A 15,477-nucleotide genomic window follows, 5' to 3' on the forward strand; every position below is an offset into this window, starting at 1 on the left:
AATATCCCGTCAGTGATCAAACTGGAACAGATTAACCCAGATTGACACGTGCATTACGGAACATACGCATCCAAGGGCTGTTTTCATTCCAGTCATCCGGATGCCAGGAGTTCGCCACAGTCCGGAACACACGCTCCGGGTGAGGCATCATAATCGTCACCCGGCCATCCTGGGTTGTCAGGCCGGTGATGCCGTTCGGCGAACCATTCGGGTTAGCCGGGTAGTTCTGCGTGACATTGCCGTAGTTATCAAGGAAACGCAGCGCAACGGTGCCTGACTGCTCAATCGCAGACAGATGCTCAGCATGACGCACTTCCACACGACCTTCACCGTGCGACACCGCGATTGGCATCCGCGAACCAGCCATGCCGTTCAGGAACAGTGAATCACTCTGCTGTACTTCTACCAGGCTGAAACGGGCTTCAAAGCGCTCCGATTCGTTACGCACGAAACGTGGCCACAGTTCAGCACCCGGGATCAGATCGCGCAGATTAGACATCATCTGGCAACCGTTACACACGCCCAGTGCGAAGGTGCTGTCACGGTGGAAGAAACGCTCGAACTGATCACGCGCCATGTTATTGAACAGCACAGACTTTGCCCAACCTTCACCGGCACCCAGTACGTCACCGTACGAGAAACCACCACAGGCCACCAGACCATGAAAGCCATCCAGTTCCACACGCCCCGACAGAATGTCACTCATGTGAACATCACGGGCATCGAAACCAGCACGGTCAAAAGCGGCTGCCATCTCAACATGGGAGTTCACCCCCTGCTCACGCAGAATGGCCATCTTAGGACGGGCGCCGGTGGCGATAAATGGTGCAGCCACATCTTCATTGATATCAAAGCTGAGCGAAGCACTCAGACCCGGATCCTGACTGTCTTTCTTGGCTTCAAATTCCTGCAGCGCACCTGCCGGATTATCACGCATCGCCTGCATCTGATAGGTGGTTTCCGCCCAGATAGCACGCAATTCAGTGCGGTTTTGATCCAGCACCAGATCGTTACCGTTCCAGATACGCACCACGTCTTCGTCAACCACAGTGCCGATCACATGGCTGCACGATGCCAGACCGTACTTCGCCAGCTCGTTTTCAACCAGTTCCAGATCGTCAGTCCGCACTTGCAGCACAGCACCCAGCTCTTCGTTGAACAGCATCGCCAGTACATCGTCACAGCTGTCGCCGTCAGTGGTGTTGAGATCCACTTCGACACCGGTATGACCGGCAAAGGCCATTTCAGCCAGTGTGACATACAGACCACCGTCACCACGGTCATGGTAAGCCAGCAGTTTCTCGTCACGCACCAGTTTTTGTACAGCCTGGAAGAAACCTTTCAGCAGCTCAGGGCTGTCAACGTCAGCAGGTTTATCACCCAGTTGTTTGTAAACCTGAGCCAGTGCTGTCGCACCCAGACGGTTCTTACCGCAGCCGAGATCGATCAGAATCAGGCTGGAGTCACCTTTGTCGGTACGCAGTTGTGGGGTCACGGTTTTACGCACATCTTCCACACGACCAAACGCCGTGATCACCAGAGACAGCGGAGAAGTCACTTCTTTCTCTTCACCGTTCTCTTCCCACTTGGTCTTCATCGACATGGAATCTTTACCAACTGGAATCGTCAGGCCCAGCGCCGGACACAATTCCTCACCCACGGCTTTAACGGCTTCGTACAGACCGGCATCTTCGCCCGGGTGACCGGCTGGTGACATCCAGTTCGCTGACAGTTTGATCCGCTTCAGATCACCGATATCGGCGCTGGCAATGTTAGTGATCGCTTCACCCACAGCCAGACGGGAAGAAGCGGCAAAGTCCAGCAGCGCCACCGGCGTGCGCTCACCCATCGACATGGCTTCACCATGGTACGTGTCATAACTTGCTGCTGTGACTGCACAGTTGGCCACAGGAACCTGCCACGGGCCAACCATCTGATCGCGGGCGACCAGACCGGTGACTGTCCGATCACCGATAGTGATCAGGAAAGTTTTCTCGGCAACAGCCGGCAGACGCAGCACACGATGGGTCGCTTCGGTCAGTTCGATCCCGTCGCGGTTAATCGCCGTGCCCTGCACTTTTTGCGACGTCACGTCACGGTGCATTTTCGGTGGCTTGCCCAGCAGAATGTCCAGCGGCATATCAATCGGCGTATTATCGAAATGGCTGTCGTCCAGCGTCAGGTGACGCTCTTCTGTTGCCTCGCCCACGACCGCATACGGTGCACGCTCACGCTGACAGATAGCATCAAAGACAGCCATATGCTCAGGTGCAACCGCCAGCACGTAACGTTCCTGGGATTCATTACACCAGATTTCCAGCGGGCTCATGCCAGGCTCATCGTTAGGGACATCACGCAGCTGGAATTTACCACCGCGTTCGCCATCGTTCACCAGCTCAGGCAGCGCATTGGAAATACCGCCCGCGCCGACATCGTGGATAAAGGCAATCGGGTTGTCATCACCCAGCTGCCAGCAGCGATCGATCACTTCCTGGCAACGGCGTTCCATTTCCGGGTTTTCACGCTGCACAGAAGCAAAATCCAGGTTTTCAGCCGACTGACCGGAAGCCATAGAAGATGCTGCACCGCCGCCCAGGCCAATGTTCATTGCCGGACCACCCAGCACGATCAGCTTAGCGCCAACCGGAATCTCTTTCTTCTGAACATGCTCTTCACGAATGTTACCCATACCACCGGCAATCATAATCGGCTTATGGTAACCACGAATTTCTTCGCCATTGTGAGAGACCACTTTTTCTTCATAGGTACGGAAGTAACCCAGCAGGTTAGGACGGCCGAACTCATTGTTGAATGCCGCGCCACCCAGCGGGCCTTCCAGCATGATGTCCAGCGCGGTCACGATGCGGCCAGGCTTACCAAAATCCGTTTCCCACGGCTGTTCAAAACCCGGCACACGCAGGTTAGAAACGGTAAAGCCAACCAGACCGGCTTTGGGTTTGCCACCGATCCCTGTCGCGCCTTCATCACGAATTTCACCGCCTGAACCGGTCGATGCGCCCGGCCATGGCGAAATCGCCGTCGGGTGGTTGTGGGTTTCCACTTTCATCAGGATGTGGGCTGCTTCCTGATGATAGTTGTACTGGCGGTTGTACGCATCCGGGAAGAAGCGGCCCACTTCAGAGCCAGTCATGACAGCAGCGTTGTCTTTATAAGCCGACAACACGTATTCGCTGTTCTGCTCATAAGTGTTCTTGATCATCTTGAACAGCGACTTTTCCTGCTCAACACCGTCGATCGTCCAGTCAGCGTTAAAGATTTTATGACGGCAGTGCTCAGAGTTTGCCTGGGCAAACATCATCAGCTCAATGTCGTTCGGGTTGCGCCCCAGCTTGGTGAAGTTCTCAACCAGATAATCAATTTCATCTTCGGCCAGTGCCAGACCCAGAGTGACATTGGCTTCTTCCAGCGCACGGCGACCGCCAGCCAGAATATCCACGCTCTGCAGCGGTGCCGGTTCAGCATGACGGAACAGCGCTTCAGCCTGAGCGAGATCGTCAAACACAACTTCCATCATGCGATCATGCAACAGCCCTTTCAGCGCAGACAGTTGCTCTGCGCTCAGCTCAGCACGGGTTTCAACATAATAGGCCGTACCGCGCTCAAGGCGCTTGATTTGCACCAGACCGCAGTTATGGGCGATATCTGTTGCTTTGGAAGACCAGGGTGAAATGGTGCCGGGACGCGGCGTGACCAGGAACAAGTGACCCGCAGGTTCATGTTCGGCAATCGTAGGGCCATAGGTGAGCAGGCTGGTCAGCGTGCCCAGCGCTTCGCTGTTCAGCGGCGTTGCCAGCTCAGCAAAGTGCATGTATTCGGCGTAGATGCCGGTGACAGGCAGACCGGACTCTTGGCAACGCGCTAGCAGCTTGTTGACACGAAACTCAGACAGTGCGGGTGAACCACGCAAAATTTCCATGTGCGTACGACTCTCGATTAGCAGTTGAATGAAGGTGATATTGGCCTGCTCCCCAGTCGGGAATCACGTCAATGTCACCTTGTTCAGCGCCATTTTTTCTCACTTGTCCGGGAGGAAAAATTACGATGGGCGATAGTATAAGGGAAAACACAGTGTGACGTAACACCTGACGCAACCGTTTGCGCTATTTTTTTTCAATCCGGCTGATATCCACAGCGATCTTTGACTACCAGCCCAAAATCGGACATTTTTTCACCAAATTTCAGACCACCGGATAAGATCAAAGGGGGTCGGCTTTGCCCTGAAAGCGACCTTTGGTATAAAGAACGACTGAATAAATAAATGAGCATGCATTATTGAGACGAGTAGTTTTTTCCACGAATCTCCGCGCCTTTGTCGCCATACTACTGACAGCATTCACATTATCTGGCTGCCAGTGGGAAAGTGACACCCGCACTGAGCTGGAACGGATACGCGACAGTGGCGTTTTGCGCATTGGCACACTGAATAACCAGATTTCCTACTATATAGGTCCGGACGGCCCTACCGGGCTGGATTATGACCTTGCGCAGCGCTTCGCTGACAAACTGGGTGTAAAGCTGGAAATGCAGCCTTTATTCTCCTTATCCGGTCTGTTTCCGGCGCTGAAGCGGGGCGATGTCGATCTGCTTGCTGCCGGCCTGACCATGACCCCGGAACGGGTGCGTGCGTTCCGCGCTGCGCCAGCCTATTACTATGCCAGCCAGATCCTGGTGTACAAGAAAGGCCAGTGGCGGCCGCGTGATCTGGCCGATCTGTCTCAGAACAAAGGCTCTCTGACCGTCGTTCGCGACTCCAGTCATGAAAAAACGCTGGATATAATCAAGAAGGACCACCCGACCCTGGTCTGGCAAACCATTGATGAAATTGACAGCGAGGAGCTGCTGCGCCAGGTCGCCGCCGGTGAACTGGATTATACCGTCGCCGACTCGGTCGATGTCGCCCTCAGCCAGCGCATTCATCCCGATATTGCGGTTGCCCTTGAGCTGACCGATGACGAACCCATCGGCTGGTTCATGGAACAGAGCAATGACGATAGCCTCTATGCCCTGCTGATTGAGTTTTTCGGTGAACTGAAGCAAAGCGGTGAACTCGCCAAACTGGAAGAAAAATATTTCGGCCATGTTGATCAGTTTGACTACGTCGACACGCGCGCCTTTTTAAGAGCGCTGGAAACCAAGCTCCCCCGCTGGGAAGGGACGTTTAAGAAATACGCCAGCGAATTTGACTGGCGCTTGCTGGCGGCCTTGTCTTATCAGGAGTCACACTGGAACCCCAGAGCCGTTTCACCCACAGGGGTGCGTGGCATGATGATGCTGACCCTGCCGACAGCCAAATCGGTCGGCGTCCAGAACCGTTTGGATCCGGAACAGAGCATCCGGGGCGGCACGGATTACCTGAGAAAAATGGTCGCCCGGGTGCCCGACAGCATTGAGGAGCATGAAAAGGTCTGGTTTGCACTCGCCTCTTACAATGTCGGCTTTGGCCATATGATGGATGCCCGCCGCCTGACCAAGAAGCAGGGGGGCAACCCGGATGCCTGGAGCGATGTCAAGCAGCGTCTGCCACTGCTACGACAGCGTAAATACTACCGGCAAACCCGCTATGGTTATGCCCGTGGCGACGAAGCGCTCCTGTATGTAGAAAACATCCGTCGTTACTATCAGAGCATCATCGGCTACGAACAGGCACACAGTCAGCCGGTGAACAGCGAAGGGATTCGACTGGTTGATGACTGGCAGACAATTACGCCGGACGGGCCTGAAGCTAACGCGACAAATACGGTGAGCGAAACCGCTGAACAGACACTGGATGAGGTCTTGGATAAAACCAAAGCCAATAAGAGCGTGAGCCGCTGAGTCTGGCAGCTTTCACACAGACAGTGACAGAACAGGATAAACGATAAACGGGTGGCTGACATGGCCACCCGTTTTTTATGGGTCTTTTTTGTGGCTGCCCTGGGTGACGGTTCTCTGATCGGCCTGCTGCTTCAGGGCTTTTTTCTCGGCACGGCGGCGTTTAAAAAAGGCCTGTAGTTGCTGGCGGCACTCGGTATCGAGTACCCCGCCCTGAAACGCGACATGGTGATTGACCCCGGCATAGCTGAGCAGGTTCATCACACTGCCCGCCGCCCCGGTTTTCGGATCCGGCGCGCCAAAGACGACCCGGCCAATCCGGCTGTGCACCATAGCCGCCGCACACATAGGACAAGGTTCCAGGGTGACATACAGCACCACATCCAGCAGACGGTAGTTGCTGCACACTTTGCCAGCCTGACGCAGCGCCATGATCTCTGCGTGTGCCGTGGCATCATGCTGGCCGATCGAACGATTCCAGCCTTCACCGATCACCCGGCCATTCAGGACAGCAACAGCGCCAACAGGAACTTCACCTTCAGCTTCAGCCAGGCTTGCCAGTTCAATGGCACGCCGCATAAAAAATTCATCCTGACGGTTGATGTCACTCACCACTGGGTCTCTGATCTCACAAGGATTGGGCGGAGGATTATAAGCCAAGCGCCGCCGCCTCTCCAGTACCTCGGCATGACGATGACAGTGAGCACCTCCCGTAGTGGGCACGATGGGGAAATCTCTCCTACTTTATATGAATAGCTACCGCTGCTGAGAGATAACCATCATGGACACTATTAAATCCAGGGCGGCCGTTGCCTGGGGGCCAAATCAGCCACTGACCATCGAAGAAGTCGATGTCCAGCTCCCGAAAGCCGGAGAGGTGCTGGTGCGTATTGTTGCCTCAGGCGTCTGCCATACCGATGCATTTACCTTATCCGGCGACGATCCGGAAGGGATCTTCCCTGCCATTCTCGGTCATGAAGGGGGTGGCATCGTTGAAAAAGTCGGCGCCGGCGTCACCACGGTACAAGTGGGCGACCATGTCATTCCCCTGTACACCCCGGAATGCGGCGAGTGTAAATTCTGCCTGTCGGGCAAAACCAATCTGTGCCAGAAAATTCGCGACACTCAGGGCAGAGGGCTGATGCCGGACGGCACCACACGTTTTTCCCTCAATGGCGAACCGATTTATCACTATATGGGCTGCTCAACCTTCTCCGAATACACGGTACTGCCTGAAATTTCACTGGCCAAAGTGAATCCGGCCGCACCGCTGGAAGAGATCTGCCTGCTCGGCTGCGGGGTCACAACCGGGATGGGCGCAGTGCTCAACACGGCGAAAGTGCACAAAGGCGATACCGTGGCCATCTTCGGCTTAGGCGGCATTGGCCTGTCCGCCATCATCGGGGCCACCATGGCCGGGGCATCCCGCATCATCGGGATTGATATCAATGAGCATAAGTTTGCTCTGGCTAAAAAACTGGGCGCCACTGACTGTGTGAACCCCAAAGATCATGACAAGCCAATCCAGGAAGTCATCATTGAGATGACCGATGGCGGTGTCGATTTTTCCTTTGAGTGCATCGGCAATGTCAATGTCATGCGCTCGGCACTGGAGTGCTGCCATAAAGGATGGGGCGAATCGGTGATTATCGGGGTCGCCGGTGCCGGACAGGAAATCTCCACCCGCCCTTTTCAGCTGGTCACCGGGCGAGTCTGGCGCGGTACCGCATTTGGTGGCGTCAAAGGCCGTACTCAATTGCCCGATATCGTCGAGCGTTACCTTCAGGGTGAATTTCAGCTGCACGATTTCATCACACATACCATGCCACTGGATGATATCAATCAGGCCTTTGAGCTGATGCATCAGGGCAAAAGTATCCGTTCTGTGATCCACTTCTGAATCAGGGTGATGGCATGACACTGGACCTTGTCATCAGGAACAAATGTTTTGGCGGCTGGCAGCAGCAATGGGACCATTATTCCGATGTGCTCAATTGCACGATGCGTTTTGCCGTTTTTCTGCCGCCTCAGGTTGAGGAAGGCGACCCCGTCCCTGTGCTGTACTGGCTGTCCGGGCTGACCTGTACTGATGAAAACTTCATGCAAAAATCCGGCGCGCAGCGCATTGCGGCTGAGCTCGGCATGGCCATTGTGGCGCCAGATACCAGTCCGCGCGGCGCAGACGTGCCAGATGATCCCAATCAGGACTACGATCTTGGCTTGGGTGCGGGGTTCTACGTCAATGCCACCGAGCCGCCCTGGAACCAGCACTATCAGATGTATGACTATATCGCCGATGAGCTCCCCAGCCTGATTGAGTCGCAGTTTCCGGTCACACAGCAACGGGCGATCGCCGGACATTCGATGGGCGGCCATGGCGCGCTGGTCATTGCGTTGCGCAATCCGCAGCGTTACAGCTCGGTGTCGGCTTTCAGTCCGATCAGTCACCCAAGCGACTGTCCCTGGGGCCAAAAAGCCTTTGCCCATTATCTCGGGCCGGATGATGGCATCAACTGGCAGCAGTATGATGCCTGCGAATTACTGGCCCTCAGCACCCCACACCTTCCGGTACTGATCGATCAGGGCACGGCCGATCAATTCCTGAGCGAGCAACTGAAACCAGGCGCGCTGCTCAAGGCCGCGGAACAAGCCGGTTATCCCATCAGTCTGCGGATGCAGCCGGACTATGACCACAGCTATTACTTTATTGCCAGCTTTATCGAAGAACACCTGAGATTTCATGCCCGGTGGTTTGATCATTAACGGCTGCAGACGTCACGAAAAAACGCCCGGCTAATGCCGGGCGTCGTCGTAGCCATGAATACATTGAACGCAATCAGAAACCCAAAGGCAGGCCGAAAGCGAAGAAACCCACCAGCAGTGCCGACCACAGCACCAGGAAGGCTGCAGAGTAAGGCACCATCATGCTGATCACATCACCAAACTTGAGTTCAGGTTTGTACTTCCGCATAAAGGCCAGAATCACCCCTGCATAAGTCATCATTGGCGTGATGATGTTGGTGGATGAATCCGCAACCCGGAACGCCGCCGTGACCAGATCCGGCGTCATGTTCGGGTTGACCTGATACAGCATAGGGACAAAAATCGGACCCAGCAGCATCCACTTGGACGTCATGCCGCCAACAAAGAGGTTGATGAATGCCGTGGTCAGAATAAAACCGATGATCAGTGCAATCGGGAAAGACTGCAAACCCAGTGAGCTCAGGAAGGTCGCGCCCAGATAAGTCACATAAGTCCCCAACCCCGAGTAGCTCAGCATCGCCAGGAAGTTGTAGCAGAAGAAAGTCAGTACCAGGATATAGCCCATGGTGTTCATCTGCTTCACCATGGCCGTCACCACGTCCTGCAGCGACTTGAACTTCCGGGTTGTGATGCCATAGCACAGACCAACCACCACAAAAACAAAAGAAATCAGCAGAATCACATTGTCCAGGTACGGGGTGACTTCGCGTCCGTCAGCATTGGTATAAGGAGCCAGTGGACCCGTTGCCAGCAGATAAACGCCCAGCAGAGCAGCCAGCAGGCCCAGCCCCGCCATCAGCAGTCCTTTCTGCTCCTGTTCTGACAGCTGAAAGTCATCCAGTTTCAGATCATCCGGCAACTGGAACGCCATGTCCGACAAACGCGGGGCAATAAAGCGGTTGGTGATCCAGCCACCCACCACAGTCAGCACAATGGTCGACACAAAAATGAAGTAATAGTGCATGGTCGCCGGGTTCAGCGGTTCACCGCTGGCCGTTGTAAACGGAACACCCTGCGACTCGGCAAAAATGCGTGCGTTGACCCCAAGGATGACATCAGAAGGTGTTGCGGGGATCAGGTTCGCACTGAAACCGGCAGAAACGCCAGCAAATGCCGCAGCCATCCCAATCAGCGGGTTCTTACCCAAACCGGCATACAACAGGCCTGCCAGCGGAACCAGAACCAGATAGCCCGCATCACTGGCAATCGAGGACATAATCCCCAGAAAAACCACCATATACGGCAACCAGCGATCGCTGATCCGCAGGCCAATTTTCTTGATCAACGCTGAAAGCAAACCGGAATGCTCCGCAATGCCCACAGCCAGCATCACAATCAGAATCACGCCCAATACACCGCGGCCGAACGCCAGCCAGTTCTGCAGCAAAGCGTTATCGAAGAGCCAGCGAACATGCTCTGTTTCCGTCATGCTTTTAATGATATGCGTCACGCCGCTGCCATCAGCGCCCATGACCTCAAACTGCATCCCACCAATCAGACTGGTCAGAACCAGCACAAAAGCGAACAAGAACATGAAGATCACAACCGGATCCGGTATTTTTTGTCCCGCGCGTTCAATGAACGCAATCACACCCCGCGAATGCTTCGCCGGATTGAGGGTCTCACTCATAGTTGTACTTCCTTATGAATCGAATGAGTTATGAAAGGATTTGAGATTACTCGATTGTCATAATTCAGTAAAACTAATATGAAACAAAAACCCAGCAACAGATACTAGATTAATAAAAAATTACAGAATAATTATCCAAACTTTATTTTATGAATGGATTGTTAAACCACAGAGAAAATCTGATCTTTCCCTGGATTTGATGTGCAAAAAAGGCGTCTTTCCAGACGCCTTTTGCAATAATTATGACTCAAATTGAATAAAAAATTATTCCACAGGTATGGAGGAATGGACCTAAACGTTCACGCCTTTCATGTCTTCTTCGGTATAGCGTGCCCCGGCGCTGAAAAGCGTGAATGCTTAGCGCCATAAAAAATGCCAGTCAGTAAAACTGACTGGCATTTCATTCAAACGTCTAAATCGCCTGATTCGCGATTGATGGTGTGGGTTATTCCCACTCAATCGTCGCTGGCGGTTTACCTGAGATGTCGTAAACCACGCGGGAGATACCGTCCACTTCGTTGATGATGCGATTGGAGACCTTGCCCAGGAAGTCGTATGGCAGGTGTGCCCAATGTGCGGTCATGAAGTCGATGGTTTCTACTGCGCGCAAAGAAACAACCCAGTCGTACTTACGGCCATCGCCCATCACGCCCACAGAGCGGACCGGCAGGAAAACAGTGAAGGCCTGAGAGACTTTGTTGTACAGATCCGCTTTGTGCAGCTCTTCAATGAAGATGGCATCGGCACGACGCAGCAAATCACAGTACTCTTTCTTCACTTCACCCAGCACACGCACACCCAGACCCGGTCCAGGGAACGGGTGGCGATACAGCATGTTGTACGGCAGACCCAGTTCCAGGCCGATCTTACGTACTTCGTCTTTGAACAGCTCTTTGAGCGGCTCAACCAGACCCATGGCCATATCTTCCGGCAGACCACCGACGTTGTGGTGCGACTTGATGACATGAGCTTTACCGGTTTTAGACGCCGCAGATTCGATCACATCAGGATAAATCGTGCCCTGCGCCAGCCACTTGGCGTTTTGCAGTTTCTTCGATTCTTCATCAAAGACATCCACGAACACGTGACCGATGATTTTACGCTTGGCTTCCGGATCCGCTTCGCCGGCCAGTGCCGACAAGAAACGCTCTTCGGCATTAACATGCACAATGTTCAGACCAAAGTGATCGCCGAACATTTCCATCACCTGCTCGCCTTCGTTCAGACGCAGCAGACCGTTGTCGACAAACACACAGGTCAGCTTGTCACCGATAGCACGGTGGATCAGCATAGCCACAACCGATGAATCGACACCGCCGGACAGACCCAGGATCACTTCATCGTCACCTACCTGCTCCTTGATACGCGCAATGGCGTCATCAATGATGGTCGATGGCGTCCACAGCTTCTCACAGCCACAGATGTTCAGCACAAAGTTTTCCAGCAGGCGCAGCCCCTGGCGGGTATGCGTCACTTCAGGGTGGAACTGCACGCCGTAGAAGTGCTTCTCTTCGTTCGCCATCGCAGCGTACGGACAGGTTTCAGTGGCGGCAACTTTCACGAAATCAGCAGGGATTTCGACAACTTTGTCACCGTGGCTCATCCAGACGTCCAGCAGGGCGTTCCCGTCTTCTGCCACAGCGTCTTCAATATTTTTCAGCAGCGCAGTCGGTTCAATCACTTCAACCTGCGCATAACCAAATTCGCGCATGTCAGAACCGGCCACTTTACCGCCCAACTGCTCTGCCATGGTCTGCATACCGTAACACACACCCAGAACAGGCACACCGGCTTCAAACACATACTGAGGGGCGCGAGGTGAATTCTCTGCCGCGACACTCTCCGGACCACCAGACAGGATAATACCGTTCGGATTGAAATCGCGGATATCCGCCTCTTCCACATCCCAGCTCCACAGTTCGCAGTACACACCGATTTCGCGGATACGACGCGCGATCAGCTGTGTGTATTGGGAACCGAAGTCCAGGATAAGAATACGTTGATCATGAATATTTGTGGTCATTCGGGCAGTCTCAAATATCAATTGCAATCAAAAGGGGCGGCATACCACCCCGGGAAAATTTGTCGGTTAAATGCAGACCGGCTGCCTCAGCAACCGGTCCAGTCCGTGTATTATGAGCCCATACGGTAGTTAGGCGCTTCTTTGGTGATCGTCACATCGTGAACGTGCGATTCTTGCATACCCGCACCAGAGATACGGACAAACTCCGCTTTGGTACGCAGATCTTCAATCGTTGGTGAGCCGGTCAGGCCCATGCTTGAACGCAGGCCGCCCATTTGCTGGTGAACGATTTCTTTCAAGTGACCTTTATAAGCAACACGGCCTTCAATCCCTTCTGGGACCAGTTTGTCAGCCGCATTGTCCGTCTGGAAGTAACGGTCAGATGAGCCTTTAGACATCGCGCCCAGAGAACCCATACCACGGTATGACTTGTAGGCACGGCCCTGGTACAGCTCAACTTCACCCGGCGCTTCATCGGTACCGGCAAACATCGAGCCAACCATGACACAAGAGGCCCCCGCTGCAATGGCTTTACACATATCACCAGAGAAACGGATACCGCCGTCAGCAATCACAGGAATATCGTATTCATTAGCGACAGCCGCTGCATCCGCAATCGCCGTAATTTGAGGTACACCCACGCCGGTTACAATCCGGGTTGTACAAATTGAACCCGGGCCAATCCCCACTTTCACGGCACTCACACCGGCTTCAATCAGGGCTCGCGCACCTTCTGCCGTAGCAACATTACCGCCGACAATCGGCAGTTCAGGGAAAGCCGCACGGGTTTCACGGATACGCTGCAGTACACCTTCAGAGTGACCGTGAGAAGAGTCAATCAGCAGCACATCCACACCGGCTTCTACCAGCGCTTTCACGCGCTCTTCGTTACCAGCACCCGCACCAACTGCAGCGCCCACACGCAAACGGCCCTGCTCATCTTTGCAGGCATTCGGCTTACGCTCGGCTTTCTGGAAGTCTTTGGCAGTGATCATGCCCTTCAGCTGGAACTGGTCATTGACAACCAGCACTTTCTCAACGCGATGCGCTTGCATCACGGCTTCAACCTCTTCACGGGAAGCGCCTTCTTTCACAGAAGCCAGACGCTCTTTAGAGGTCATCACGCTTTCTACTTTCTGTGTCAGGTCGGTGACGAAACGCACATCACGGCCGGTAATGATACCCACCAGCGCGTGGTTGTCATCCACAACAGGGAAACCGGCAAAGCCGTTTTCTTCCGTCAGGCGTTTCACATCAGAAATGGTTTGGTAAGGTTTTACCGTCACCGGCTCCTGCACCACACCGGCTTCAAATTTCTTCACCATGCGCACTTCGCGCGCCTGTTGCTCAATTGACATATTCTTGTGAATAAAGCCAATTCCCCCTTCCTGGGCCAATGCAATTGCCAGTCGGCCTTCCGTTACTGTATCCATGGAGGCAGATACCATCGGGATATTCAGAGTAATGGTCTTGGTCAGACGGGTGCGCAGATCGGCAGTGTTAGGAAGAACAGTCGAATGTGCCGGAACTAGCAGGACATCGTCAAAGGTCAAAGCTTCTTGTTTGATACGTAACATCGCAATATCTCACACCATGTAAGGTTTTAAAGAAGGGATAAAATATTGCGAACGAATTATACGTACGAAGCAAACGTTTGGCTAGAAAAAAATAAATCTTTTTTATTGACACTTTTCCGTTGATACGTAATATATTCCGGTTTAAGTGACCAAGCTGCGGGCCGTAGTTCAGGGCCTCTCTGCGCCTGTACGCTTTTCAGCCTCTCCTGCTGCGACATTCATTTGATACTGCTATCAAAATCGTGCACCATCCCCTTCTGTCTTAATGTCCTGCAATCACAGGTTTCCTTGTCGTGAGTCTCTACAGCACTGCCTCAACCCAGAATCCGCGTATCTATACAGTGTCCAGTCTGAATGCTCAGGTTCGCCTTTTGCTTGAGAATGAAATGGGGGTTGTCTGGCTGATCGGTGAATTATCAAACTTTTCAGCACCGGTGTCCGGTCACTGGTATTTCACCCTGAAAGACGCGCGGGCGCAGGTAAAATGCGCCATGTTTCGCGGCAACAACCAGCGTGTCACCTTTCGCCCGGCGAACGGTAATCAGGTCTTAGTGAAAGCGCGGCTTTCCCTTTATGAGCCCCGGGGCGATTATCAGCTGATTATTGACAGCATGCAGCCCGAAGGGGATGGCCGCCTGCAGCAGCAGTTCGAAAAACTGAAAATGCAGCTGGCAGCAGAAGGATTGTTTGCCCAGACGCTGAAAAAGCCCCTGCCAGAGCAACCGAAACGGGTGGGCATTATTACCTCAAAAACCGGGGCTGCCCTGCACGATATTCTCCAGGTGCTTAAGCGCCGGGATCCGAGCCTGCCCGTCGTGATCTACCCCACTATGGTTCAGGGAGAAGGGGCCGCTATCTCCATCGCGCAGGCTATCGGCCGTGCCAACACACGGCAGGAATGTGATGTCCTGATTGTCGGACGTGGCGGTGGCTCACTGGAGGATCTCTGGGCGTTTAACGAGGAGATTGTCGCCCGCACCATCGCAGCCAGCCAGATCCCCATTATCAGTGCAGTCGGTCATGAAGTGGATGTCACTATCGCAGATTTTGTCGCCGACATGCGGGCCCCCACCCCTTCCGCGGCCGCCGAACTGGTCAGCCGCGATCTCAGCGCCCGAGTACAGAAAATCTATCAGCATCAGCAACAGTTGCGGCATGCAATGCGGCATTACCTGTCCGTCAGGCAAAGCCAGCTTGTTCGCTGGCAGCACAGGCTGGATCGCCAGCATCCGCAAGTCCAGTTGAATCAACAGAGCCAACGTCTGGATGAGTTGCGCAGCCGTCTCGAGCGGGCGATGCGCAAACAGCTCTCTGAGCGTCAGCAGCACCTGCACCGCAGTGATTATAAACTGGCGCTGCATTCACCGGCCCATCAGCTGGAACGGTTCAGTAGTCAGTTGGCCACCCATCAGCGCCGTTTACGCGATGCCATGGATCGCCGGCTGGTGAAAGCCAGCCACCAGCTGGCTCTGGCGACCGAAAAACTCGATGCCGTCAGCCCGCTGGCCACCTTGGCCCGGGGTTATTCCATTACCCGTGATAAGAACGGCCAGGTGATCCGCAGTTCAAGCCAGGTTAACGCCGGTGATACACTGCAAACCACCCTAGCCGATGGCAATGTACACTCCATAGTCACGGAGTAAGTTTTCGCC

The 15,477-nt window shown here is 54.1% G+C and carries 9 protein-coding genes; 4 read left to right on the top strand and 5 right to left on the bottom strand.

Annotated features, from left to right (window positions below; all coding sequences use genetic code 11):
- Positions 1-31: 31 nt before the first annotated feature.
- Positions 32-3,937, bottom strand: coding sequence for a phosphoribosylformylglycinamidine synthase (gene purL, locus LN341_RS11645; RefSeq protein ID WP_234203373.1), 3,906 nt, complete (start codon positions 3,935-3,937; stop codon positions 32-34).
- A gap of 407 nt (positions 3,938-4,344) precedes the next feature.
- On the opposite strand from purL, the gene mltF reads away from it, so the two are divergent.
- Positions 4,345-5,835, top strand: a complete 1,491-nt coding sequence (gene mltF / locus LN341_RS11650) for a membrane-bound lytic murein transglycosylase MltF (protein WP_052729861.1) — start codon at positions 4,345-4,347, stop codon at positions 5,833-5,835.
- A gap of 75 nt (positions 5,836-5,910) precedes the next feature.
- Here the strand turns inward: mltF and tadA are convergent, their stop codons facing one another.
- Positions 5,911-6,411 carry a tRNA adenosine(34) deaminase TadA gene (tadA, locus tag LN341_RS11655; protein WP_046219131.1) on the bottom strand — a complete coding sequence of 167 codons (501 nt, stop codon included), beginning with the start codon at positions 6,409-6,411 and terminating at the stop codon, positions 5,911-5,913.
- A 202-nt stretch (positions 6,412-6,613) separates the two neighbouring features.
- Here tadA and LN341_RS11660 point away from each other — a divergent pair, with 202 nt between their 5' ends.
- Positions 6,614-7,732, top strand: coding sequence for an S-(hydroxymethyl)glutathione dehydrogenase/class III alcohol dehydrogenase (locus LN341_RS11660; protein WP_046218844.1), 1,119 nt, complete (start codon positions 6,614-6,616; stop codon positions 7,730-7,732).
- Between the two features lie 14 nt (positions 7,733-7,746).
- On the top strand, positions 7,747-8,595 hold the full coding sequence (gene fghA / locus LN341_RS11665) for an S-formylglutathione hydrolase (RefSeq protein ID WP_046218845.1): 849 nt from the start codon (positions 7,747-7,749) through the stop codon (positions 8,593-8,595).
- Positions 8,596-8,668: 73 nt separating this feature from the next.
- Here the strand turns inward: fghA and LN341_RS11670 are convergent, their stop codons facing one another.
- The 3 genes from LN341_RS11670 to guaB form a co-directional block, all read right to left on the bottom strand.
- Positions 8,669-10,225: an AbgT family transporter gene (locus tag LN341_RS11670; protein WP_234203374.1), complete on the bottom strand. Its 1,557-nt coding sequence runs from the start codon at positions 10,223-10,225 to the stop codon at positions 8,669-8,671.
- Positions 10,226-10,670: 445 nt separating this feature from the next.
- A complete protein-coding gene (gene guaA, locus LN341_RS11675; RefSeq protein WP_234203375.1) occupies positions 10,671-12,248 on the bottom strand; it encodes a glutamine-hydrolyzing GMP synthase in 1,578 nt (525 codons plus the stop codon).
- A gap of 110 nt (positions 12,249-12,358) precedes the next feature.
- Positions 12,359-13,825 (bottom strand): IMP dehydrogenase, encoded by a 1,467-nt coding sequence (gene guaB, locus LN341_RS11680; RefSeq protein WP_046218850.1) that lies wholly within the window; start codon positions 13,823-13,825, stop codon positions 12,359-12,361.
- A 293-nt stretch (positions 13,826-14,118) separates the two neighbouring features.
- Here guaB and xseA point away from each other — a divergent pair, with 293 nt between their 5' ends.
- Positions 14,119-15,468 carry an exodeoxyribonuclease VII large subunit gene (gene xseA, locus LN341_RS11685; protein ID WP_234203376.1) on the top strand — a complete coding sequence of 450 codons (1,350 nt, stop codon included), beginning with the start codon at positions 14,119-14,121 and terminating at the stop codon, positions 15,466-15,468.
- Positions 15,469-15,477 lie beyond the last annotated feature (9 nt).

The organism is Photobacterium sp. TLY01 (genome assembly GCF_021432065.1).
In the GTDB taxonomy this organism is placed as follows: Bacteria; Pseudomonadota; Gammaproteobacteria; order Enterobacterales; family Vibrionaceae; genus Photobacterium; species Photobacterium halotolerans_A.

Coding starts and splice junctions, on each gene's coding strand:
- guaA (WP_234203375.1), bottom strand. CDS start 12,248: ATGACCACAAATATTCATGATCAACGTATTCTTATCCTGGACTTCGGT.
- guaB (WP_046218850.1), bottom strand. CDS start 13,825: ATGTTACGTATCAAACAAGAAGCTTTGACCTTTGACGATGTCCTGCTA.
- fghA (WP_046218845.1), top strand. CDS start 7,747: ATGACACTGGACCTTGTCATCAGGAACAAATGTTTTGGCGGCTGGCAG.
- LN341_RS11660 (WP_046218844.1), top strand. CDS start 6,614: ATGGACACTATTAAATCCAGGGCGGCCGTTGCCTGGGGGCCAAATCAG.
- LN341_RS11670 (WP_234203374.1), bottom strand. CDS start 10,225: ATGAGTGAGACCCTCAATCCGGCGAAGCATTCGCGGGGTGTGATTGCG.
- purL (WP_234203373.1), bottom strand. CDS start 3,937: ATGGAAATTTTGCGTGGTTCACCCGCACTGTCTGAGTTTCGTGTCAAC.
- tadA (WP_046219131.1), bottom strand. CDS start 6,411: ATGCGGCGTGCCATTGAACTGGCAAGCCTGGCTGAAGCTGAAGGTGAA.